The sequence below is a fragment of the Microbacterium sp. Soil_C_42 genome, assembly GCF_057656735.1.
The window spans coordinates 1-22,071 of record NZ_JBDGJU010000045.1 but is presented as its reverse complement, the minus strand read 5'-3'; the positions used below and the strand labels follow the sequence as shown (position 1 = coordinate 22,071).

Below are 22,071 nucleotides of genomic sequence, written 5' to 3'. Positions count from 1 at the left end.
CGAGGGCGAGGGCGCCGAGGCGCCGTCGCGCAGCCGCAGCCGCAGCCGCAGCCGCAGCCGCAACCGCAACGCGCAGAACCAGAACGCCCAGGCCGGCCAGGCCGCACAGGGCCAGAACGCGCAGGGCCAGAACGCGCAGGGCGGCCAGAACCAGAACGCCCAGCCCGTCGCGGAGCCGGCGAAGGCCGACCCGCAGGACGACGAGCAGCCGGCCCAGGGCAACGGCCGCGGCCGCCAGCGCAACAAGCGCCGTGGCACGCAGGTCGCCGCCGGCGGCGATGAGTTCGAGACCGAGATCGGCGAGGACGACGTCCTCATCCCGATCGCGGGCATCCTCGACGTGCTCGACAACTACGCGTTCGTGCGCACCTCCGGCTACCTGCCCGGCCCGAGCGACGTCTACGTGTCGCTCGGTCAGGTCAAGAAGTACAACCTGCGCAAGGGCGACGCGGTCGTCGGCTCGATCAAGCAGCCGCGCGAGGGCGAGCAGTCCAGCCGCCAGAAGTACAACGCGCTGGTCAAGGTCGACGCGATCAACGGCCTGTCGGTGGACGACGCTGCCGCGCGTGTCGAGTTCGGCAAGCTGACGCCGCTCTACCCGCAGGAGCGCCTGCGCCTCGAGACCGCGCCCGAGAAGCTGACGCAGCGCATCATCGACCTCGTCGCGCCCATCGGCAAGGGCCAGCGCGGCCTCATCGTCGCGCCCCCGAAGGCGGGCAAGACCATCGTGCTGCAGCAGATCGCCAACGCGATCTCGATCAACAACCCCGAGGTGCACCTCATGGTCGTCCTCGTCGACGAGCGCCCCGAAGAGGTCACCGACATGCAGCGCACGGTGAAGGGCGAGGTCATCGCCTCGACCTTCGACCGCCCTGCCGAGGACCACACCACGGTCGCCGAGCTCGCCATCGAGCGGGCCAAGCGCCTCGTGGAGCTCGGCCGCGACGTCGTGGTGCTGCTCGACTCGATCACGCGCCTCGGCCGCGCCTACAACATCTCGGCGCCGACCTCGGGCCGCGTGCTCACCGGTGGCGTCGACGCGTCGGCGCTGTACCCGCCCAAGCGCTTCTTCGGCGCCGCGCGCAACATCGAGAACGGCGGATCGCTCACGATCCTCGCGACGGCCCTCGTCGAGACCGGCTCCAAGATGGACGACGTGATCTTCGAGGAGTTCAAGGGCACCGGCAACAGCGAGCTGCGCCTGAACCGCCAGCTCGCCGACAAGCGCATCTTCCCGGCGGTCGACGTCAACGCGTCGTCCACGCGCCGCGAAGAGATGCTGCTCTCGCCCGACGAGGTCAAGATCACCTGGAAGCTCCGCCGCGCGCTGGCCGGCCTCGAGCCCCAGCAGGCCCTCGAGGTCGTGCTCGGCAAGCTCAAGGAGACGCAGTCGAACGTCGAGTTCCTGGTGCAGATGCAGAAGTCGATCCCGGCGCCCGCCAACGGGCACGGCGGCGGCCGCAGCCACGATCACGACAACAGCATCCGCTGAGCCGTGTTCGAGTCCGTCAAGGGACTGATCGACGAGCACCGCGCGGTCCAGGAGGAGCTCTCCGACCCCGCGGTGCACGCCGATGCTGCGCGCGCCAAGCGGGTGAACCGGCGCTACGCCGAGCTGTCGCGCATCGTGAAGGCCCACGAGGACTGGGTGGCGGCATCCGATGATCTGGATGCCGCCCGCGAGCTCGCCCGCGAGGACGACGCGTTCGCGGAGGAGGTGCCGGTCCTCGAGGCCGGGCTGGCCGAGGCGCAGGAGCGCCTGCGACGCCTGCTGATCCCGCGCGACCCCGACGACGCGCGCGACGTGATCATGGAGATCAAGCAGGGCGAGGGCGGTGCCGAATCGGCGCTGTTCGCGGCCGACCTCCTGCGCATGTACCTGCAGTACGCGGCGTCGAAGGGCTGGAAGACCGAGCTGCTCGAGCGCAACGAGTCCGACCTCGGCGGGTACAAGGACGTCCAGATCGCGATCAAGGGCTCCTCCTCCGATCCGGCGCAGGGCGTGTGGGCGCACCTCAAGTACGAGGGCGGCGTGCACCGCGTGCAGCGTGTGCCGGCGACCGAGTCGCAGGGGCGCATCCACACGTCGACGACCGGTGTGCTGGTGTTCCCCGAGGTCGACGAGCCCGAAGAGATCCACATCGACCCGAACGACCTGAAGATCGACGTCTTCCGTTCGTCGGGTCCTGGCGGCCAGTCGGTGAACACGACGGACTCCGCGGTGCGCATCACCCACCTGCCCACGGGGATCGTGGTGTCGATGCAGAACGAGAAGTCGCAGCTGCAGAACCGTGAGGCGGGCATGCGCGTGCTCCGGGCGCGCCTGCTCGCCAAGCAGCAGGAGGAGCTCGAGGCCGCGGCATCCGACGCCCGCAAGTCGCAGATCCGCGGCATGGACCGGTCCGAGCGCATCCGCACGTACAACTTCCCCGAGAACCGCATCGCCGACCACCGCACCGGCTACAAGGCCTACAACCTCGACCAGGTGATGGACGGCGCTCTCGAGCCCCTCATCGAGTCGGCGATCACCGCCGACGAGGAGGCCCGTCTCGCGGCCCTCGGCTCCGACGACTGACCCTCCGCGCTGTGACAGGGCGTGCGCGCTGTGACAGGGCGTGCGCGCCCAGTCCTCGGTCTCGGCGCGGATCCCCGGTCTCGGCATCCGTGGCGGTCGGCGGACCCCGGATGCTGCGCCGCTAGGCTTCGAGCGTGCTCACGCTGCTCCTCCGCGCTCTCATCTTCCTGGTGTCGGCGGCGCTCGGCCTCATCGTGGCCGACCTCGTCCTGCCGGGCTTCTCCCTGCACTGGGACGACTGGTGGGGGATCCTCCTCGCCGTCGTGATCTTCGCCGTGCTGCAGAGCGTGCTCGCGCCGTGGCTGCTCAAGATCACGCGGCGTCACGCCAACGCGCTGATCGGGGGCATCGGACTGCTCTCGACGTTCGTGGCCCTGCTCATCGCGGTGCTCATCCCCGCGGCGGGCATCGGCATCGACGGCCCGGTCGCCTGGATCATCGGAACGCTCGTCGTGTGGCTGGTGACCGCGCTCGCGACCTGGCTGCTGCCGCCGCTGTTCATCAAGAAGAACGTGCAGGACCGCCGCGGCTGACGCCCGCAGACGGGGATTCCTCCCGATCCCGCGGGGCCGTTTCAGCCACGCGTCTGGTGGGATGATGGGCGGTATGCAGATCGGCCGGGTGCCTCTCGTCGGCCGCCAGGCGGACCTCGACGCGTTGCGCGAAGAGGTCGACGCCGTGGGTGCGCAGGGCCGCGCCGTCGTCGTGTCCGGTGACGCCGGGATGGGCAAGACGCGCCTGCTCCGGGACTTCGCCGACAGCCTCACCGACGTGGTCGTCGTCCGGGGAGCCTGCGTCGACTCCGGCTCCGGCCCCGCACCGCTGACCGCGATCTCCGACCTCCTGCGCGACCTCGTCGACGCGCTGGGCGTGCAGGCGGTGCGCGAGGCCGCCGGTCCCGGCGCCGACGCGCTCGGCGTGCTCGTGCCGGCGCTCGCCGACCGCGCCGGCGACGCCGAGCGTCTGGCCGATGTCGTCGTCGAGCTGTTCTCGCAGCTGGCGCGCACGCACCGGCTGGTCGTCATCATCGAGGACCTCCACTGGGCCGACAGCACGACGTGCGACATCGCGGCGCGGCTGGTCCGCCGCGCGGCCGCGCTGCCGCTGTTCGTGCTGCTGTCGTACCGCACCGACGACGTCGGGCGGGCCCATCCACTGCGTCCGGTGCTCGCCGAGCTCGACCGGGCGCGCCTGCTGACGCACCGGCCACTCGCTCGCCTCAGCCCCGCGGAGGTCGGCGCGCTCGCCAACGCGGTGCACGGCGACACGCTCGCGGCCGGCGTGCTGAACGACATCGCCGCCCGCAGCGACGGCATCCCGTTCTACGTCGAAGAGCTCGCGAGCTTCTCGGGCGCGCGCCTGCCGGTATCACTGCGCGACGTCCTCCTCCTGCGCTACGAGCGATTGGATGCCGAGGCGCGCCGTTTCACGCGCGTGCTGGCGACCGGAGGGGTCGAGGTGGCGCATCCCGTGCTCCGCGACGTCTTCGACGGGGACGAGGCCGCCCTCGAGGACGCCGTGCGCAGCGCCGTCGACGCGCAGGTCGTCGTGATCCGCGACGACGCGTACGCGTTCCGTCACGCGCTCATGCAGGAGGCGGTCTACGCGGAGCTCCTCCCGACCGAGCGGACGCGTCTGCACACCGCCTACGCGGTGGCACTCGAGAACGCGGCGCCCACGGCCCGGGTCCTCGCGGACATCGCCCACCACTGGCGCGCGGCGCGCGTGCCCGACCGCGCGCTGGCCGCGGGGGTGGCGGCGCAGCGTGCCGCGAGCGCCGCCTCGGCGTGGTCGACGGCGGCAGAGGCGGGGGAGCGGGTGCTCGAGCTGTGGGAATCGGTCCCCGATCCCGAGGGGATCTGCGGGATGCCGCGCGCCGAGGTGCTGCGACGCACCTCTGCCGCCCTCGTGTCGGCGAACCGGAACGACCGAGCCCTTGCGTTCGCACAGGAAGCAGTCGCCCTGTGGCCCGAGGGCGACGTGGTGGGGCGCGCCGAGATGCTCGGCGACCTCGCGACGATCGAGTTCCAGGCGGGGGTGTCGGACGGGGTCGAGAGCATCGAGCAGGCGCTGTCGATCCTGGGCGACGACCCGCGGCACGAGATGCAGCGCGCGGGTCTCCTGCTCAGCTCCGCGCGCGTGCACATGCTCAACGGGCGCCAGGGACTCGGCGCGGAGGTCGCCGCGCAGGCGCGGGCGACCGCCGAGGCTGCCGCTGCCGCGGGAGACCCCGCCGCACGCGAGATCCTCGCGCAGGCGCTGCTCATCGCCGCGACGTGTCGCGCCAGCGTCGGCGACCCGGACGGCGTGAGCCTCTTCGAGGAGGCGCGTGCGCACGCGGAAGGCTTCGTCCGCGCGATGATGCGGTTCTACATCAACTACTCGAACACCCTCATGCTGATCGGCCGCTACGAGGACGCCGTCGCCCTGGCGCGGGAGGGGCAGGAGTACGGCCGCACCCACGTGGCCGACCTCGGCCCGCTCGTGATGATCGAGGCCAACATGATCGAGGCGCACATCTACGCGGGCCGGCTGCGGGAGGCCGAGGAGCTCGGCGGTCTGCTCCCGATGCTCGAGCCGGGCCTCTACTCCGCCTTCCTGCGCGAGCGGCTGGTGTGCCTGGCGATCTGGCGCGGGCGTATCGACGGCGCCGAGGCGGCCCTGGACGCCGCCCGTCTGGAGCTCGACACGTTCGGCGCGTACGAGTTCCAGACCCGCTTCGGCATGGCGTACGACCTCGGCGAGCTGGCGCTCGCCCGCGGAGACGCGCACGAAGCGCTCTCGCACGCGCGCCTGGCGTGGGAGACGCCCGCCGGCGGCGTGCTCGCGCTGCCGCTGACCGCGATCGCGGCCAGGGCGGTCGCGATGCTCCGCGCAGGCGGTGAGGATGCCGACATCGAGCCGTACCGAGCGGTGCTCGCCGGATTCGACGCCTGGCCGGTGACCCCGCTGTGGGCGGCGGTCTTCGCCGCCGAGCTCGGCGAAGGACCGTGGACCGCCGCGATCGACGCGATCGCACCCGCCTATGTCCGCGCGTACGCGCGCGTGCGGCACGGCGAGGCGCTGCTGGCGGAGGGCGACCGCGCCGGCGCCCGCGAGGCGCTCACCGCGGCGGTGTCGTACGCCGGGGAACTCGGTGCGGACGGCCTCGCCGCGCGCGAACGCGCTGCTGACGGATGCCGGACTCACGGGCGACGCGTCGCGCTCACTGTTGACCGCCCGCGAGGAGCAGGTGCTCGCGCTGGTCGCCGAAGGGCTCAGCAACGGGCAGATCGCGCAACGGCTCTACATCAGCGTCAAGACGGTCTCGGTGCACGTGTCGGCGATCCTGCGCAAGCTCGATGCGTCGTCCCGCACGGCAGCGGCCGCGATCTACCGTCGCAGCGCCGCGTAGAGCCGGCCGGACCCGGTGCTCTTCGGGAAGCCGTGCGCCGCGGCATCCGTCATCCTGCGTGGCCGGGTTCCGATACGGCTCGCTCCTCGCCTGCTCAGCCTCGATCCGGCGTCAGATGTGGTACTCGGGCGTCGTCAGCAGGGCACGGGTGTCGTCGCCGACGCGGCGGGCGCGCGGCTTCGCGGGCACGCCGACCAGCACGCTGTCGGCGGGCGCGTCCTTGGTGACGACCGCGTTCGCGCCGACGACGGATCCGGCGCCGATCGTGATCGGGCCGAGGATCTTGGCGCCCGCGCCGACGGCGACGCCGTCCTCGATCGTGGGGTGGCGCTTGCCGCCCTCGCGCTGGCGGCCGCCGAGCGTGACGCCGTGGTAGAGCATGACGTCGTCGCCGACCTCGGCGGTCTCTCCGACCACGACGCCCATGCCGTGGTCGATGAAGAAGCGACGGCCGATCGTGGCACCGGGGTGGATCTCGATCCCGGTGAGCCACCGGGTGATCTGCGAGCCGGCGCGCGCGATGAAGCGGAAGTCCCGCGTCCACAGGGCGTGCCACACGCGGTGCGCCCAGATCGCGTGCAGACCGGGGTACAGCACGGCGATCTCGAGGCCGCCGCGCGCCGCGGGGTCACGCAGCTTCGCCGCGGCGACGTCCTCTCGGGCGCGGGCGAAGAATCCGATGCGTTCGTCGGTCATTTGGTCTGGGCCTCCGGCTCGCGCAGGTGCTCGTACAGAGCGGTCGACAGGTATCGCTCGCCGGAGTCGGGCACGATCACGACGATGCGCTGCCCGGCGGCCTCGGGGCGCGCCGCGATCTGGAGCGCCGCCCACACGGCGGCACCGGCCGACATCCCGGCGAGGATGCCCTCGCGCGTGGCGAGTTCGCGCGCGACCGTGATCGCGTCATCGAACTCCACGTCGAAGATCTCGTCGACGACCGAGCGGTCGAGAACCTCGGGGACGAAGTTCGGTCCGATGCCCTGGATGCGGTGCCCGCCGGCGCGGCCCTCCGTCAGAACGGGGGAGTCCTTCGGCTCGACGAGGACGATCTTGACGTCCGGGTTGCGCTCCTTGAGCACCTGACCGACGCCGGTGATCGTGCCGCCCGTGCCCGAACCTGCGACGAACCAGTCCACGCGGCCCTCGGTGTCGCGCCAGATCTCCTCGGCGGTGGTCTTGCGGTGGATCGCCGCATTCGCCTCGTGCTCGAACTGGCGCGCGAGGATGGCCCCGGGAGTCTCGGCGACGATCCGCCGGGCCGTCTCGACGGCCTCGGTCATGCCCTTGTACGGGTCGGTGAGCACGAGCTCGGCGCCGAAGGCCTTCAAGAGGGTGCGGCGCTCCTTCGACATCGAGGCGGGCATCGTCAGGATGACGCGGTAGCCGCGCGCGGCGCCGATCAGCGCGAGCGAGATGCCGGTGTTGCCGCTCGTGGACTCCACGATCGTGCCGCCGGGGAGCAGCTCTCCCGCGGCCTCGGCGGCTTCGACGAGCGCGTAGCCGAGGCGGTCCTTGACCGAGGAGCCCGGGTTGTAGAACTCGAGCTTCGCGAGCACCTCCGCGCCCAGGCCCTGCGTGAGCGCGTTGAGCCGCACGAGCGGCGTCTCGCCGAAGGCGGCGGTGATGTCGGAATGGATGCCGGGCACGTGGAACTCCCTCGGATCAGCGGTGCACGAAGACGTCGACGGCGCGCCGGCGCCCGATCGGAGGCGGGGTGGCCGGCGCGCCGTCGTGACGACTCAATCTTCGCGCAGATCCTCGTAGAGCGCGGTCGACAGGTACCGCTCGCCGAACGAAGGCACGATGACGACGATGTTCTTGCCGGCGGCCTCGGGGCGTGCAGCCACCTGCAGCGCCGCCCAGATCGCCGCACCCGACGAGATGCCGACCAGGATGCCGTCCTGCGCGCCGACGGCGCGTGCCGTCGAGATCGCGTCGGGGAACTCGACGTCGATGACCTCGTCGATGACGCCCTGGTCGAGGATGGCCGGGATGAAGTTCGGCCCGATGCCCTGGATCTTGTGGGGTCCGGGCGTGCCCTTCGTGAGCAGCGGCGAGTCGGCCGGCTCCACGGCGACGACCTTGGCGCCGGGCACGCGCTCCTTGAGCACCTGGCCGACGCCGGTGATCGTGCCGCCTGTGCCGATGCCGGCGACGAAGTAGTCGATCTGGCCGTCGGTGTCGCGGATGATCTCCTCCGCGGTGGTCTTGCGGTGGATCTCCACGTTCGCCTGGTTCTCGAACTGGCGGGCGAGGATCGCGCCGGGAATGGCGGCGACGAGCTCCTCGGCCTTCGCGATCGCACCCTTCATGCCGCCGGCGGGGTCGGTGAGCTCGAGCTCTGCGCCGTAGGCCTTCAGCAGGAGGCGGCGCTCGATCGACATCGACGAGGGCATTGCGAGGACCACGCGGTAGCCGCGCGCCGCACCGACCATCGCCAGTGCGATGCCGGTGTTGCCACTGGTCGCCTCGACGATCGTGCCGCCCGGCTTCAACTCGCCCGAGGCCTCCGCAGCATCGACGATCGCGATTCCCAGGCGGTCCTTCACGCTCGAGGCGGGGTTGTAGAACTCGAGCTTCGCCAGGATGTTTGCGCCGGCGCCGTTCGTGACGCGGTTCAGGCGCACCAGCGGCGTGTTGCCGAATGCGGACGTGATGTCGGGATGGATGCCGGTCATGTCGGGACCTTTCGCGGGTTCTCGGCTGAATCGAGCACCAGCCTAGGGGGCGGTGTTTTCCATGAGTCCTTCTGTGACGAAAGGGTGGCGCGCACGCGGTACCCTCCTGCGCGCCTCGCACGGAGCCGGGCCTAAAGTGGATGCGGTCATGGCCTCTCCCGACGAATCCCCCCTGCTCTCCGATGCCCTCCGCCGCGCCGCCGCGCGTCTGGCCGAGGTCGGCATCGCCGATCCGTCCGTCGACACCGAGCTGCTCGCCGCCTTCCTGCTCGGCTCCGGGCGCGGGGGAGTGCAGGCGGCCGCGATCCGCGGCGATCGCCTCACCGCCGCCGACGCCTCCCGCCTCGACGAGCTGGTCGCCCGCCGCGCCACCCGCGAGCCGCTGCAGCACATCGTCGGGACGGCGCCTTTCCGCCACCTGGAGCTGCGGGTCGGCCCCGGCGTGTTCGTGCCGCGTCCAGAGACAGAGGTCGTCGCGCAGCTGGCGATCGACGCGCTGCGGGCCGCAGCATCCGCGTCTCCCATCGCGGTGGATCTCGGCACCGGCAGCGGCGCGATCGCCCTCGCCATGGCGACCGAGGTGCCGCACGCGCGCGTCTACGCCGCCGAGAACTCGGTCGATGCCTTCGTGTGGACGAAGGAGAACTTCGCGCACGTCGGCGCCGACAACGCGACGCTCGCCTTCATCGACCTCGCCCACGCCTTCGGTGAGCTCGACGGCACCGTCTCGGTGGTGGCATCCAATCCTCCGTATGTTCCGGATGCCGCGATCCCGCGCGATCCGGAAGTCCGCTTCTTCGACCCGCCCGCGGCGCTGTACGGGGGAGAGGACGGCCTCGACGTCGTCCGCGTGCTGAGCGGGGTGGGCCTGCGTCTCGCGCACCCCGGCGGGATGATCGTGATCGAGCACGGCGAGTGGCAGGGCGAGGCGATCCGCGGGATCCTCGAGGCCGACGGCTGGCGTGCCGCCGCGACCCACCCCGACCTCACGATGCGCGACCGCGCGACCACCGCCCTGCATCCCTGATCACCGTCCCGGGCTCGGAGCGTTCGTCCGGGACCGCGCAACTAGACTTCCTCTGACATGTCCCCCATCTACGACTGCCGAGACGAGGCGCAGCTGCTCACCGGCATGCGCCAGGCGCGCCAGGCCATCGGCCGCGGCGAGCTCGTCGTCATCCCCACCGACACCGTCTACGGCGTCGCCGCCGACGCCTTCGACCACGCCGCCGTCGCGCGCCTGCTGGCGGCCAAGGGGCGCGGACGCCAGTCCCCGCCGCCCGTTCTCGTCGCAGGACTCACGACGCTGCGCGCGCTCGTGGCGGAGGTCCCCGAGCCGGTCGAACGCCTCGTGGAGGCGTACTGGCCGGGTGGCCTGACCATCGTGCTGCCGTCGCAGCCGTCGCTGTCGTGGGATCTCGGCGAGACCCGCGGCACCGTCGCCGTGCGCATGCCGGCACACCGCATCGCCCTCGAGCTCCTCGAAGAGACCGGTCCGCTCGCTGTCTCGAGCGCCAACCTCACCGGCATGGCGGCCGGCATCACCGCCGAGGACGCCGAAGGGATGCTGAAGGACAGCGTCGCCGTCTACCTCGGCGACGGACCGTCCAAGACCGGCATCCCCTCGACGATCATCGATGCGACCAGCCTCGTCGTCGGCGACGAGCCGCAGGTGCGCGTGCTGCGTGAGGGCGCGGTCAGCCGCGAGCAGCTGCGCGACGTGCTGGGCGACCTCCTCGAGCCCGACCCGGGCGCCGAGCCCGACGCCGCCGCCGCGGATGCTCCGACCGACGAGGCTGCGGCGCACGAGGCGGCGGAACCCGACCGCTCGTGAAGCAGTACGTCTTCACGATCCTCCTCACGGCGGCCGTCACCTTCGTCCTGTCGTGGGCGGTGTGGCGGATCAGCCTCAGATACAAGCTGTACCCCGGCATCCGGGAGCGCGACGTCCACAAGACCCCCACACCGCGCCTCGGCGGCATCGCGATGTTCCTCGGCGTGCTGGCGGCGTTCGCGGTGTCGTCGCAGCATCCCTATTTCTCCATCGTCTGGGCGCAGCCCCAGCAGATGTACGCACTGCTCGGCGCGACCGCGCTCATCGTCGTCGTCGGCGTGCTCGACGACCTGTGGGATCTCGACTGGATGATCAAGCTCGGCGCGCAGTTCCTCGCCGCCGGCGTGATCGCGTGGTTCGGGCAGCTCCAGATCTACACGCTGCCGCTGGGCGGCATGACGATCTTCTCGAGCTGGGCGAGCTTCACCCTCACGGTGTTCTCGATCGTCGTCGTCATGAACGCGGTGAACTTCATCGACGGCCTCGACGGCCTCGTCGCGGGCGTGTGCCTCATCGCGAACGGCGTCTTCTTCGCCTACTCCTACATGGTGTTCCGCGACATCGGCTCGAGCACGTACTTCACGCTGTCCTCGCTCATCGCCGCCGTCCTCATCGGCGCGTGCATCGGCTTCCTCCCGCTGAACTGGAGCCCCGCGCGCCTGTTCATGGGAGATGCCGGCGCGCTCATGCTGGGCCTTCTGATGGCGTGCTCGGCGATCTCGATCACCGGCAACTTCGACCCTGCGATGATCGCCGACAACGACGCGTTCGGCCGCTCGCAGCTCCTCGGTGCGTTCATCCCGATCCTCTTGCCGGTCGTCGTCGTCCTGCTGCCGCTGCTGGACTTCGGCCTCGCCGTCGTGCGACGCATGAGCAGGGGCAAGTCGCCGTTCTCACCCGACCGCAAGCACCTGCACCACCGCATGCTCGACATGGGCCACACGGATCGCGGCGCCGTGCTCATCTTCTACGCGTGGACGGCGCTGGTGAGCCTGTCGGTGCTGCTGATGTACATCGGCACGACCCTGCAGTGGCCGGGGGACTACCTCTTCGGCGTCTTCTACGGCATCGTCGGCGTCGCCGCCTGCCTCGTCGTCACCCTTCTTCCCTCACGCCGCCGGCCCGTCTCCGCGCCGACCGCCCCCTCGGCTCCCGAACCCGAGCCGCAGCCCGATCCCGCGCCCGCACAGGAGGACGCCCGATGAGCACCACCCCGAACCCCCGCACCCCGATCTCCAGCACCCCGATCCTGCGCACCGTCCTGGTGTGGTCGGGCTCCGTCACCGCGATCCTCGCCGTCGTGGGCGCGCTCGTCGGCTTCCTCGTCGCAGGCACCGACGGCTTGTGGAGCGCGCTGGCCGGCGTGCTCATCGCAGCCGTCTTCCTCGCGATCACGGCCGCCAGCATCCTCATCGCGAACCGGTGGTACGGCGACGCTCTCTACGTGCCGATCTTCTTCGGCATCGTGCTGGGCGGTTGGATCCTCAAGTTCGTCGTCTTCCTCGTCGCGCTCTTCGTCCTGCGCGATCAGCCGTGGATCGTGGGCCCGGTCTTCTTCCTCGCGCTGGTGGCGAGTGTCCTGGCTTCGCTTCTGATCGACGTCGTCGTGCTGATGCGGATGCGGGTGCCGCACGTGAGCGATGTGGAGCTTCCGACGGATCCGGATGCGGGCGACCGCAGGGACGGCGAGTCCACCGCGTCCTGACGCGACCGCGCGGATTCAGCGGGCTCACAAGTTTGATAGGCTGAACGAGCGCCCGCCCAACTCGCTCAGCGAGTACTTGCGGAGTGACGCTCACCGACCATCGTCGCAACGGTCCTTACCGGTGCCCCGAAGCTGGAGCCAGCGCTGTCTATTCATGCTGCGACCCTGATCGCCCCCTTTGCCGCGGATGAACCGCCCGTGTTCCACGGGCCGTCGATCGACGAATTCTTCCCCGAGGTCCTCTTCAATGCGTTCGGGGTGATCCCCGTCACGCGCATCCACCTGATCCAGTTCCTCGCGACGATCGCCGTGGTGCTCATCTTCTGGCTCGGTACCCGCCGCATGCGCGTGGTCCCCGGTCGTTTCCAGAGCCTGACCGAGATGGGGCTGGACTTCGTCCGCGTCAACATCGGCGAGGACCTGCTCGGCAAGAAGGACGCCCAGCGCTTCCTGCCGATCCTCACCACGATCTTCTTCATGGTGCTGTTCATGAACATCACGGGAGTCATCCCGTTCCTGAACATCGCCGGCACGAGCATCATCGCGGTCCCGCTGCTGCTCGCGATCGTGAGCTACGTCACGTTCATCTACGCCGGCATCAAGAAGAGTCCCGGCAACTTCTTCAAGAACTCGCTCTTCCCGTCGGGCGTGCCGTGGCCGATCTACATCATCGTGACGCCGATCGAGTTGATCTCGACCTTCATCATCCGTCCGGTCACGCTCACGCTCCGACTGCTGATGAACATGATGGTCGGCCACCTGCTGCTGGTCCTGTTCTTCGCGGCGACGCAGTTCTTCGTGGTCGAGCTCGGCGGATGGTGGACCATCCTCGGCGCGGGAAGCCTCGCGTTCGGCTTCGTCTTCACCTTGTTCGAAATCCTGGTGGCCGTCCTCCAGGCTTACGTCTTCGCCCTTCTCACCGCGGTCTACATCCAGCTCGCGGTCGCCGAAGAGCACTGAAAGCGGGACGGCCGCAAGGCCGCCCACAACCGAAAGGAAACACCCCCGTGGACGCAACTACGGTTCTCGCAGAGGTCAGCGGCAACGTCGCGACGATGGGCTACGGCCTCGCCGCAATCGGCCCGGCCATCGGCGTGGGCATCGTCGTCGGCAAGACGATCGAGGGCGTCGCCCGCCAGCCCGAGCTCGCCGGTCGCCTCCAGGTGCTCATGTGGATCGGTATCGCCTTCACCGAGGCGCTCGCCTTCATCGGCATCGCGACCTACTTCATCTTCGTCTGATCGTCGATACACAGTCCTAAGGAGACAGGATGCTGAACGCTCTTGTCGCGTACGCCGCGGAAGAGGGGGAGACCCACAATCCTCTGCTGCCCGCGTGGTACGACATCATCTGGTCGGCGGTCTGCTTCATCGTCATCCTCATCATCTTCTGGAAGGTCGCCCTTCCCCGGATGAAGAAGCTGCTCGACGAGCGTTCCGCCGCCATCGAGGGCAACATCGCGAAGGCCGACGAGGCCCAGCGCAAGGCCGAGGCCGCCCTCGAGGAGTACACGGCGCAGCTCGCCGACGCCCGCAAGGAGGCCGGTGAGATCCGCGACGCCGCCCGCGAGGACGGCAAGAAGATCGTCGCCGAGGCCAAGGAGACCGCTTCGGCGGAGGCCGCGCGCCTGACCGCGACCGCGCACGCGCAGATCGAGGCCGAGCGCCAGACGGCTCTGGTGTCGCTGCGCAGCGAGGTGGGCACGCTCGCCCTCGACCTCGCCGGCGGTGTGATCGGTGAGACGCTGTCCGACGACAAGAAGGCCCAGGCCGTCGTCGACCGCTTCCTCGCCGAGCTCGAAGAGTCCGAAGGGGCCAAGGCGTAATGGGCAGCGCGACCACTCAGGCCCTGGCGGCGACGAACGCGGCGCTGCGCGCCGCGTCGGGCGTCGACCTCGACGTGGCCGGCGAGCTGTTCGCCGCGGCGCGCGCCGTGGGCGACTCGTCGCAGCTGAGCGGCGCGCTCGCCGACTCCGCCGCGCCGGCCGAGGCCCGCCGCAAGGTCGTCGCCGACGTGTTCGGCACGGCTGTGAAGCCCACGACGGCGTCGCTGCTGACGGCCGCCGTCGCTGAGCGGTGGTCCTCGTCCGACGATCTCGTCGACGGCATCGAGGAGCTCGCCGTGCGTGCTGCCGCTGTCGCCGACGCGAACGCCGACGTCGAGGCCGAACTGTTCGCGTTCTCGCGGGCAGTCGCCGACAACCCCCAGCTCGAGCTCGCACTGGGGAGCCGGCTCGGTGACTCCGCCGCGAAAGGCACGCTCGTCGAGAAGCTCCTCGCGGGCCGCGCGAGTGCGGGCGCGACGCTGATCGCGTCCTCCCTGATCCGCCAGCCCCGCGAGCGCCGCGTGCGTCAGCTGCTGGCGCGCGCCACGCGTCTCGTCGCCGACCAGCGCAACCGCGCGGTCGCGACCGTCGTGGCGGCGGCCCCGCTCAGCGCCGCGCAGAGCGAGCGCCTCACGGCCGCGCTCACCAAGCGCTACGGGACGCCGGTCTCGCTGAACACCATCGTGGACCCGACCGTCGTCGGCGGTGTGCGCGTGCAGATCGCGGACGACGTGATCGACGCGAGCGTGTCGTCGCGCCTGGCCGACCTCCGTCAGCGGCTCGCCGGCTGACACAGACTTCCCGCTCACGCGGAGATTTCGGGGCCGAGGCCCCTTGAACGAAGGAAAACAATGGCAGATCTCACTATCAGCCCTGATGTCATCCGTGACGCGCTGAAGGACTTCGTCGCCGCTTACGAGCCCACCGGGGCTGCGGCCACCGAGGTCGGCACCGTCGTCGACGCCGCGGACGGCATCGCCCACGTCGAGGGCCTGCCCGGCGTCATGGCGAACGAGCTCGTGACGTTCGGCGACGGCACGCAGGGCCTCGCCCTCAACCTCGACGAGCACGAGATCGGTGTCGTCGTCCTCGGCGACTTCTCCGGCGTCGAGGCCGGCCAGCAGGTCACCCGCACCGGCGAGGTGCTCTCGGTGGCCGTCGGCGACGGCTACCTCGGTCGCGTCGTCGACCCGCTCGGCAACCCGATCGACGGCCTGGGCGAGATCGCCACCGTCGGCCGCCGCGCCCTGGAGCTGCAGGCGCCGGGCGTCATGCAGCGCAAGTCTGTGCACGAGCCGCTGCAGACCGGCATCAAGGCCATCGACGCGATGATCCCGGTCGGCCGCGGCCAGCGCCAGCTCATCATCGGCGACCGCCAGACCGGCAAGACGGCCATCGCGATCGACACGATCATCAACCAGAAGGCCAACTGGGAGTCGGGCGACGTCAACAAGCAGGTGCGCTGCATCTACGTCGCGATCGGCCAGAAGGGCTCCACCATCGCGGCCGTGAAGGGCGCCCTCGAGGACGCCGGCGCGCTGGAGTACACGACGATCGTCGCGGCCCCCGCCTCGGACCCGGCCGGCTTCAAGTACCTCGCGCCGTACACCGGCTCGGCCATCGGCCAGCACTGGATGTACGAGGGCAAGCACGTCCTCGTCATCTTCGACGACCTGTCGAAGCAGGCCGAGGCCTACCGCGCCGTGTCGCTGCTCCTGCGCCGCCCGCCGGGCCGCGAGGCCTACCCGGGTGACGTCTTCTACCTGCACTCGCGTCTGCTCGAGCGTTGCGCGAAGCTGTCCGACGAGCTCGGCGCAGGCTCCATGACCGGTCTTCCGATCATCGAGACCAAGGCCAACGACGTCTCGGCGTACATCCCGACCAACGTGATCTCGATCACCGACGGCCAGATCTTCCTCCAGTCCGACCTGTTCAACGCCAACCAGCGCCCCGCTGTCGACGTCGGCATCTCGGTCTCGCGAGTCGGCGGTGACGCCCAGGTCAAGTCGATCAAGAAGGTCTCCGGCACGCTCAAGCTCGAGCTCGCCCAGTACCGCTCGCTCGAGGCGTTCGCGATGTTCGCCTCCGACCTGGACGCCGCCTCGCGTCGCCAGCTCGCCCGCGGCGCGCGTCTGACCGAGCTGCTCAAGCAGCCGCAGTACTCGCCGTACCCGGTGGAGGAGCAGGTCGTCTCGATCTGGGCCGGCACCAACGGCAAGCTCGACTCGATCGAGGTCGAGGACGTGCTGGCATTCGAGCGCGAGCTGCTCGACTACCTGCGTCGCAACACCACGATCCTCGACACGCTGCGCGGCACCAACGTCCTCGACGACGACACCGTGGCCGAGCTGACGAAGAAGACCGACGAGTTCATCCTCGAGTTCCAGGCCGGCAAGGGCCAGGCCATCGGCAAGCCCGGCCACGAAGAGGTCGCGGCGGCTCAGGCCGACGACGTGAACCAGGAGAAGATCGTCAAGGGCCGCCGCTAAGGCGGGCCTGGGCTAGCAGACATGGGCGCACAACTCCGGGTCTACAAGCAGAAGATCTCTTCTGCTCAGACGACCAAGAAGATCACGAAGGCGATGGAACTCATCGCGGCTTCGCGCATCCAGAAGGCGATGGCGCGTGTGCGCGCGTCGTCGCCCTTCGCGCGGGCCGTGACACGTGCCGTCTCCGCCGTGGCGACGCACTCCAACGTCGACCACCCGCTGACCGTCGAACGAGAGACGATCCGCCGCTCCGCGGTCGTGATCTTCTCGTCCGACCGCGGTCTCGCGGGCGCGTTCAACTCGCAGATCCTCCGAGAGGGCCTCGAGCTCGCGCAGCTGCTGCGCGAGGAGGGCCGGGAGCCGGTGTTCTACCTTGTCGGCCGCAAGGCCGTCGGGTACTTCCAGTTCCGTCGCATGGAGAGCGCTGCCGAGTGGACGGGCGACACCGACACCCCGCACTTCACCACGGCGGAGGAGATCGCGGCGACTCTGCTCGACGCGTACGACCGCGGTGGCGAGGAGAACGGCGTCGACGAGATCCACCTCGTCTACAACCGCTTCGTCAGCATGATGACGCAGTCGCCCGAGACGGTGCGACTGCTCCCGCTCGAGGTCGTCGAGGCGGAGGAGTCGTCCTCGGCAGCGGTGTACCCGCTGTACGAGTTCGAGCCGGACGCCGAGACCGTGCTCGACGCGCTCCTGCCGGTGTACATCCAGAGCCGCGTCTTCAACGCCCTCCTGCAGTCGTCGGCCGCGAAGCACGCCGCGACGCAGAAGGCGATGAAGTCCGCCAGCGACAACGCCGACAAGCTCATCACCGACTACACGCGCCTGCGCAACAACGCGCGCCAGGCCGAGATCACGCAGCAGATCGCCGAGATCGTCGGCGGAGCCGACGCCCTTTCCTCGGGCAAGTAACGCTCCTGCGCAGACAGACCACACGAAAGAGAAGAAGCCATGAGCCTCACCGCTGACAAGACCGAGACGGCGGTCGTCGGGCGCGTCGCCCGCGTCACCGGCCCCGTCGTCGACATCGAGTTCCCGCACGACTCGATCCCCGACATCTACAACGCGCTGAAGACGACGATCGTGATCGGCGACGACGCGTCCGAGATCACGCTCGAGGTCGCTCAGCACCTCGGTGACGACCTCGTCCGCGCCATCTCGCTGAAGCCGACGGACGGCATGGTCCGCGGCCAGGAGGTGCGCGACACCGGCGGCCCCATCACGGTTCCCGTCGGTGACGTCACCAAGGGCAAGGTGTTCAACGTCACCGGCGACGTCCTGAACGGCGTGCCGGGCGAGACGATCGAGATCACCGAGCGCTGGGGCATCCACCGCAAGGCGCCGTCGTTCGACCAGCTCGAGTCCAAGACCGAGATGTTCGAGACCGGCATCAAGAGCATCGACCTGCTCACCCCGTACGTCCAGGGTGGAAAGATCGGCCTGTTCGGCGGTGCCGGCGTCGGCAAGACCGTCCTCATCCAGGAGATGATCCAGCGCGTCGCGCAGGACCACGGCGGTGTGTCGGTGTTCGCCGGTGTCGGCGAGCGCACCCGTGAGGGCAACGACCTCATCGGCGAGATGGAGGAGGCGGGCGTCTTCGACAAGACCGCGCTCGTCTTCGGCCAGATGGACGAGCCGCCGGGGACTCGTCTGCGCGTCGCCCTGTCGGCCCTGACGATGGCGGAGTACTTCCGCGACGTGCAGAAGCAGGACGTGCTGCTGTTCATCGACAACATCTTCCGCTTCACGCAGGCCGGTTCCGAGGTCTCCACGCTGCTCGGCCGCATGCCGTCCGCGGTGGGCTACCAGCCGAACCTCGCCGACGAGATGGGCGTCCTCCAGGAGCGCATCACCTCGACGCGCGGTCACTCGATCACGTCGCTCCAGGCGATCTACGTCCCCGCCGACGACTACACCGACCCGGCGCCGGCCACGACGTTCGCGCACCTCGACGCGACCACCGAGCTGTCGCGCGAGATCGCGTCGAAGGGTCTGTACCCCGCCATCGACCCGCTGACGTCGACGAGCCGCATCCTCGACCCGCGCTACATCGGCGAGGACCACTACCGGGTGGCCACCGCCGTCAAGCAGATCCTCCAGAAGAACAAGGAGCTGCAGGAGATCATCGCGATCCTCGGTGTCGACGAGCTCTCGGAAGAGGACAAGATCGTCGTCTCCCGCGCGCGCCGCATCCAGCAGTTCCTCTCGCAGAACACCTACATGGCGAAGAAGTTCACCGGTGTCGAGGGTTCGACGGTTCCGATCAAGGAGACCATCGAGTCGTTCGACGCCATCGTCAAGGGCGATTTCGACCACGTCGCCGAGCAGGCGTTCTTCAACGTCGGCGGCATCTCCGACGTCGAAGAGCAGTGGGCGCGCATCCAGAAGGAGAACGGCTGACATGCCGCTCAAGGTGAGCCTCGTCTCCGCGGACGCGGAGGTCTGGTCGGGGGAGGCGTCGCTCGTCGTCGCCAAGACCGTCGAGGGCGAGATCGGGTTCATGACCGGCCACGAGCCGGTGCTCGCGATCCTCGCCGAGGGTCAGGTGCGCATCACCGAGACGTCCGGCACGAAGATCATCGCCAACGCGCAGGACGGGTTCCTCTCGATGGAGGGCGACGACCTCACGATCGTGGCCGGAAACGCGGCTCTGATCTCCTGATCGACCATCATTCGCACTCGGCCGGTCCCCTCGGGGATCGGCCGAGTTGTTTCATCCGGCGACGCCGCCCCGAGCCCCGCCACGGAGAGCCATGCTGATCCTGCTGCCCCCGTCCGAGACGAAGCGGACCGGCGGCAGACGCGCGCCGCTGGATGCCGCAGGACTCGCGCTGCCGGAGCTCGCGCCGCAGCGCGAGGCCGTCGTGAGCGCGCTGGTCGCCCTCTCGGCCGATGAGGAGCACGCCGCACGCGTCCTCAAGCTCGGCCCTCAGCAGCGCGGTGAGGTCGCCGTGAACGCGGCGCTGCGCGAAGCCCCGACCATAGCGGCGATCGACCGCTACACCGGTGTCCTCTTCGACGCGCTGGATGCAGCATCCGTCTCCGCCGCCGGACGTCGCTGGCTGGGAGCCCATGTCCTCGTGCACTCGGCCCCGTTCGGGCCGGTGGGCGCGCTGGATCCGATCCCGGCGTACCGTCTCGGCGCCGCCACTTCTCTTCCCGGCGTGCCGCCGCTGCGGAGGCTGTGGAGCGCCGATGTGACCGCCGCCCTGGCTGCGCTCGCCCCGCGGTTCGTGCTCGATCTCCGCTCCGAGGCCTACGTCGGCCTCGGCCCCGTACCGGCCGGCGTCGCCTCACGGTACGTGCGGGTCGTGAGCGAGGGCGCCGACGGCGCCGTGCGCGCCCTCAACCACTTCAACAAGCATGCGAAGGGCGCGCTCGTGCGCCGGCTCGCAGAGGATCGCCCGCGAATCGGGTCTGCCGCGGCCTTCCTGACATGGGCGGATGCCGCGGGCATGCGCGTGCGCGAGAGCGAAGCCGGCGAACTCGAGCTCTTCGCCTGAGTCGCTACGCGGTCGGCGTGCGCACCGCCGAGAAGCGATTGCGGCGGCGCAGCGCGAAGCCGAGACGCTCGTACGCCGCGATCGCCCCGACGTTCGACGCCGCCGCGTGCAGCAGAGCGCGGTCGCCGCGCTCCTGGATGTGGAAGGCTACGTCGAGCACGAGGCGGGACGCGAGCCCCTGACGGCGGTGGTCGGCGTCGACGGCGACGGCGCTGATCTCGGTCCACCCCTCGGGATGCAGGCGCTCGCCCGCCATTGCGACCAGGCGGCCGTCGCGGCGGACGCCGATGTAGCGTCCGAGTTCGTAAGTGCGCGGCCGGAACGGACCGGGCTGATTCCGCTCGACGATCGCGAGCATCTCCGGAACGTCGTCGGCGCCCAGCAGGACGGCTTCAGGATATGGCTGCGGTCGCAGTGCGTCGGTCTCGACGAGCTGCACCCCCTCGCCCTGGCCGACCACCTCCCATCCCGCCGGCACTTCGCCCTCGTAGCCCGACAGCCCGATCTCGGCACCGGGGCCTACGAGGTCGACGAGCGCCTGCCACACCGTCGGCTCGTCCCACGAGCGCACCGCGACGAACGGCGCCACGTCTTGCGGGTAGCGGCGCACGAGGTCGTCGCCGATCGCGAACGAGGCGTGCGGACCGGTGAGCGAGTGCCACGGGGCGTTGTCGAGCACCGTGGCGTCGGCGTGCGGGGCATCGAGGACGCGAGCGAGGGAGGCATCGGACACCCGCCCACTCTGCGCCTGCGGACCCGTCGCCGCAAATGCCCGGCGTCACCGCACGCAACACGTGCGGCGACGCCGCCCGGTCAGCGCTCGGTGTGCTCGGCGGTGCGCTCGGTGTTCTCGGCGATGGCGATGAGGGCGACGACCGCCTCGATGATGAACCTGAGCAGGATGATCGCAAGGAACGTCACCACCGGCACCACGATGATGGTCGCGACGAGCCCGGTGATGCCGGCGCCGACGTTCAGCCACATCACCGAGATCGCACTCATGATGCCGCCCACGAAGTACACGATGAAGCCGATCGCGATCGCGATCAGGCCGACGAAGTAGAACACGCTCGCCAGTCGCCGCGTGATGAAGGTGCGGAACGACAGGTCGAACAGCGCCGAGAAGAACCCCCGGCCGACCTCGTTGACCTCGCCGCGGACCGTCGGGACACCGGTGTCGTCAGGATCGGCCGCGCGCGCGGCGTCGGCTGCGGACTGCGGAGGCAGCGGGGGAGGAGTCGAAGCGGACGGATTCTGGTCGGTCATGGCAGCCCTTCGGTCGGGAGTTCTGCTCAGGGTATCCACCGCCGCGTCAGCGGGCCATCCCCTTGATCTGGGGCGCCAATGCTGACAGGCAGCTGAGAGCGTCGCTAGCATGTGTCGAGCGGAGCAGGGGCTCCGTGGGCGCGCTTGGACGTTCCCCGAACCGACTCTCTCGGAGGTCGCTCCACATGGATTACAACGACGGCAGCGGGGCCGGGGCGCTCATCGCCTGGCTCGTGCTCGCCCCCTTCCTTTTCCTGCTCGCGATCGCCGGATACGTCATCGGCTCGTGGTTCCTCATGAAGGTCTTCGACAAGGCCGGCGTGCAGGGCCGCTGGCGTGCATGGGTGCCGGTCTACAACACGCTGATCTTCGTCAAGCTCGGCGATCTCAACCCGTGGTGGCTGCTGATCCTCTGGGGCGGCGCCGTCGTCCTCGGGTGGGTTCCGGTGCTCGGCACCCTCATCGGGATCGCCGCCTTCGTCTACACGCTCCTCGCCGCCTGGCGCGTGGGCCTGAAGCTGCAGAAGGAAGCCGTCTGGCTCATCCTCTATTTCTTCCTCGCGATCGTGTGGCTCGGCATCAACGCGTTCGACCGCTCGCGCTGGAACACGGCGATCCCCGCAGCCCCGTGGGCGGGCAACTTCCTCGCCGACAACACCGTGTGGTCGGGCATCCCCGCGCAGGCACCGGCCGGCGGCTACCCGCCGAACCCGGCGACCGCTCCCGGCTACGGTGCCCCCGCCGGCTACCAGCCGCCCGCCGGGTACACACCGCCGCCCGCGCCCCCCGCCGGCTA

23 protein-coding genes and 1 pseudogene are annotated in these 22,071 nt (G+C 70.0%); 19 read left to right on the top strand and 5 right to left on the bottom strand.

Annotated elements, in window-relative coordinates; translation table 11 throughout:
- From rho to AC3A46_RS17570, 5 genes and pseudogenes are all read left to right on the top strand, one after another.
- Positions 1-1,492: transcription termination factor Rho (rho, locus tag AC3A46_RS17590; RefSeq protein WP_487666368.1), on the top strand; the 1,492-nt coding region annotated here is incomplete at its 5' end.
- Between the two features lie 3 nt (positions 1,493-1,495).
- Positions 1,496-2,575, top strand: coding sequence for a peptide chain release factor 1 (prfA, locus tag AC3A46_RS17585; protein WP_487666367.1), 1,080 nt, complete (start codon positions 1,496-1,498; stop codon positions 2,573-2,575).
- Between the two features lie 134 nt (positions 2,576-2,709).
- Positions 2,710-3,108, top strand: coding sequence for a hypothetical protein (locus AC3A46_RS17580; RefSeq protein ID WP_487666366.1), 399 nt, complete (start codon positions 2,710-2,712; stop codon positions 3,106-3,108).
- A gap of 61 nt (positions 3,109-3,169) precedes the next feature.
- Positions 3,170-3,676: pseudogene (locus tag AC3A46_RS17575) on the top strand (ATP-binding protein); the annotation flags it as partial.
- Positions 3,677-5,600: 1,924 nt separating this feature from the next.
- Positions 5,601-5,969: a response regulator transcription factor gene (locus AC3A46_RS17570; protein WP_487666369.1), complete on the top strand. Its 369-nt coding sequence runs from the start codon at positions 5,601-5,603 to the stop codon at positions 5,967-5,969.
- Positions 5,970-6,080: 111 nt separating this feature from the next.
- Here AC3A46_RS17570 and epsC read toward each other — a convergent pair whose 3' ends face one another.
- From epsC to cysK (AC3A46_RS17555), 3 genes are all read right to left on the bottom strand, one after another.
- The gene (gene epsC, locus AC3A46_RS17565) at positions 6,081-6,665 is read right to left on the bottom strand and encodes a serine O-acetyltransferase EpsC (protein ID WP_487666365.1); all 585 of its coding nucleotides are present in this window, start codon (positions 6,663-6,665) and stop codon (positions 6,081-6,083) included.
- Positions 6,662-7,615: a cysteine synthase A gene (gene cysK / locus AC3A46_RS17560; RefSeq protein WP_487666364.1), complete on the bottom strand. Its 954-nt coding sequence runs from the start codon at positions 7,613-7,615 to the stop codon at positions 6,662-6,664. Before cysK (AC3A46_RS17560) ends, epsC begins: the two co-directional genes overlap by 4 nt.
- Positions 7,616-7,708: 93 nt before the next feature.
- On the bottom strand, positions 7,709-8,647 hold the full coding sequence (gene cysK, locus AC3A46_RS17555) for a cysteine synthase A (RefSeq protein ID WP_487666363.1): 939 nt from the start codon (positions 8,645-8,647) through the stop codon (positions 7,709-7,711).
- Positions 8,648-8,795: 148 nt separating this feature from the next.
- On the opposite strand from cysK (AC3A46_RS17555), the gene prmC reads away from it, so the two are divergent.
- From prmC to AC3A46_RS17490, 13 genes are all read left to right on the top strand, one after another.
- Positions 8,796-9,674, top strand: coding sequence for a peptide chain release factor N(5)-glutamine methyltransferase (gene prmC / locus AC3A46_RS17550; RefSeq protein ID WP_487666362.1), 879 nt, complete (start codon positions 8,796-8,798; stop codon positions 9,672-9,674).
- Positions 9,675-9,731: 57 nt separating this feature from the next.
- Positions 9,732-10,481, top strand: coding sequence for an L-threonylcarbamoyladenylate synthase (locus AC3A46_RS17545; RefSeq protein WP_487666361.1), 750 nt, complete (start codon positions 9,732-9,734; stop codon positions 10,479-10,481).
- The gene (locus tag AC3A46_RS17540) at positions 10,478-11,686 is read left to right on the top strand and encodes an MraY family glycosyltransferase (protein WP_487666360.1); all 1,209 of its coding nucleotides are present in this window, start codon (positions 10,478-10,480) and stop codon (positions 11,684-11,686) included. Before AC3A46_RS17545 ends, AC3A46_RS17540 begins: the two co-directional genes overlap by 4 nt.
- Positions 11,683-12,186, top strand: a complete 504-nt coding sequence (locus AC3A46_RS17535) for a Cg1360 family ATP-synthase-associated protein (protein WP_487666359.1) — start codon at positions 11,683-11,685, stop codon at positions 12,184-12,186. Before AC3A46_RS17540 ends, AC3A46_RS17535 begins: the two co-directional genes overlap by 4 nt.
- A gap of 198 nt (positions 12,187-12,384) precedes the next feature.
- Positions 12,385-13,146: a F0F1 ATP synthase subunit A gene (gene atpB / locus AC3A46_RS17530; protein WP_487666358.1), complete on the top strand. Its 762-nt coding sequence runs from the start codon at positions 12,385-12,387 to the stop codon at positions 13,144-13,146.
- A gap of 47 nt (positions 13,147-13,193) precedes the next feature.
- Positions 13,194-13,427, top strand: a complete 234-nt coding sequence (gene atpE, locus AC3A46_RS17525; RefSeq protein ID WP_109210051.1) for an ATP synthase F0 subunit C — start codon at positions 13,194-13,196, stop codon at positions 13,425-13,427.
- 29 nt (positions 13,428-13,456) lie between these two features.
- Entirely contained in the window at positions 13,457-14,011 is a 555-nt protein-coding gene (locus AC3A46_RS17520) for a F0F1 ATP synthase subunit B (protein ID WP_487666357.1), read from the top strand.
- Entirely contained in the window at positions 14,011-14,802 is a 792-nt protein-coding gene (locus tag AC3A46_RS17515) for a F0F1 ATP synthase subunit delta (RefSeq protein ID WP_487666356.1), read from the top strand. Before AC3A46_RS17520 ends, AC3A46_RS17515 begins: the two co-directional genes overlap by 1 nt.
- A gap of 60 nt (positions 14,803-14,862) precedes the next feature.
- Positions 14,863-16,500 (top strand): F0F1 ATP synthase subunit alpha, encoded by a 1,638-nt coding sequence (gene atpA / locus AC3A46_RS17510; RefSeq protein WP_487666355.1) that lies wholly within the window; start codon positions 14,863-14,865, stop codon positions 16,498-16,500.
- Between the two features lie 21 nt (positions 16,501-16,521).
- Positions 16,522-17,418, top strand: coding sequence for a F0F1 ATP synthase subunit gamma (locus AC3A46_RS17505; RefSeq protein ID WP_056370285.1), 897 nt, complete (start codon positions 16,522-16,524; stop codon positions 17,416-17,418).
- A gap of 39 nt (positions 17,419-17,457) precedes the next feature.
- Positions 17,458-18,906: a F0F1 ATP synthase subunit beta gene (gene atpD, locus AC3A46_RS17500; RefSeq protein ID WP_487666354.1), complete on the top strand. Its 1,449-nt coding sequence runs from the start codon at positions 17,458-17,460 to the stop codon at positions 18,904-18,906.
- 1 nt (position 18,907) lies between these two features.
- Positions 18,908-19,168, top strand: a complete 261-nt coding sequence (locus tag AC3A46_RS17495) for a F0F1 ATP synthase subunit epsilon (RefSeq protein WP_045297537.1) — start codon at positions 18,908-18,910, stop codon at positions 19,166-19,168.
- Between the two features lie 91 nt (positions 19,169-19,259).
- A complete protein-coding gene (locus tag AC3A46_RS17490) occupies positions 19,260-20,009 on the top strand; it encodes a YaaA family protein (protein WP_487666353.1) in 750 nt (249 codons plus the stop codon).
- Between the two features lie 4 nt (positions 20,010-20,013).
- Here AC3A46_RS17490 and AC3A46_RS17485 read toward each other — a convergent pair whose 3' ends face one another.
- Together AC3A46_RS17485 and AC3A46_RS17480 are read right to left on the bottom strand one after the other, a co-directional pair.
- On the bottom strand, positions 20,014-20,742 hold the full coding sequence (locus AC3A46_RS17485; RefSeq protein ID WP_487666352.1) for a GNAT family N-acetyltransferase: 729 nt from the start codon (positions 20,740-20,742) through the stop codon (positions 20,014-20,016).
- 80 nt (positions 20,743-20,822) lie between these two features.
- Positions 20,823-21,275, bottom strand: a complete 453-nt coding sequence (locus tag AC3A46_RS17480) for a DUF4282 domain-containing protein (protein WP_487666351.1) — start codon at positions 21,273-21,275, stop codon at positions 20,823-20,825.
- Between the two features lie 185 nt (positions 21,276-21,460).
- Between AC3A46_RS17480 and AC3A46_RS17475 the strand changes: the two genes are divergently transcribed.
- Positions 21,461-22,071: large exoprotein (locus tag AC3A46_RS17475; RefSeq protein WP_487666350.1), on the top strand; the 611-nt coding region annotated here is incomplete at its 3' end.

Coding starts and splice junctions, on each gene's coding strand:
- AC3A46_RS17515 (WP_487666356.1), top strand. CDS start 14,011: ATGGGCAGCGCGACCACTCAGGCCCTGGCGGCGACGAACGCGGCGCTG.
- atpA (WP_487666355.1), top strand. CDS start 14,863: ATGGCAGATCTCACTATCAGCCCTGATGTCATCCGTGACGCGCTGAAG.
- AC3A46_RS17495 (WP_045297537.1), top strand. CDS start 18,908: ATGCCGCTCAAGGTGAGCCTCGTCTCCGCGGACGCGGAGGTCTGGTCG.
- AC3A46_RS17570 (WP_487666369.1), top strand. CDS start 5,601: ATGTCCGCGCGTACGCGCGCGTGCGGCACGGCGAGGCGCTGCTGGCGG.
- AC3A46_RS17480 (WP_487666351.1), bottom strand. CDS start 21,275: ATGACCGACCAGAATCCGTCCGCTTCGACTCCTCCCCCGCTGCCTCCG.
- AC3A46_RS17545 (WP_487666361.1), top strand. CDS start 9,732: ATGTCCCCCATCTACGACTGCCGAGACGAGGCGCAGCTGCTCACCGGC.
- prmC (WP_487666362.1), top strand. CDS start 8,796: ATGGCCTCTCCCGACGAATCCCCCCTGCTCTCCGATGCCCTCCGCCGC.
- atpD (WP_487666354.1), top strand. CDS start 17,458: ATGAGCCTCACCGCTGACAAGACCGAGACGGCGGTCGTCGGGCGCGTC.
- epsC (WP_487666365.1), bottom strand. CDS start 6,665: ATGACCGACGAACGCATCGGATTCTTCGCCCGCGCCCGAGAGGACGTC.
- cysK (WP_487666363.1), bottom strand. CDS start 8,647: ATGACCGGCATCCATCCCGACATCACGTCCGCATTCGGCAACACGCCG.
- AC3A46_RS17505 (WP_056370285.1), top strand. CDS start 16,522: ATGGGCGCACAACTCCGGGTCTACAAGCAGAAGATCTCTTCTGCTCAG.
- AC3A46_RS17535 (WP_487666359.1), top strand. CDS start 11,683: ATGAGCACCACCCCGAACCCCCGCACCCCGATCTCCAGCACCCCGATC.
- AC3A46_RS17520 (WP_487666357.1), top strand. CDS start 13,457: ATGCTGAACGCTCTTGTCGCGTACGCCGCGGAAGAGGGGGAGACCCAC.
- AC3A46_RS17490 (WP_487666353.1), top strand. CDS start 19,260: ATGCTGATCCTGCTGCCCCCGTCCGAGACGAAGCGGACCGGCGGCAGA.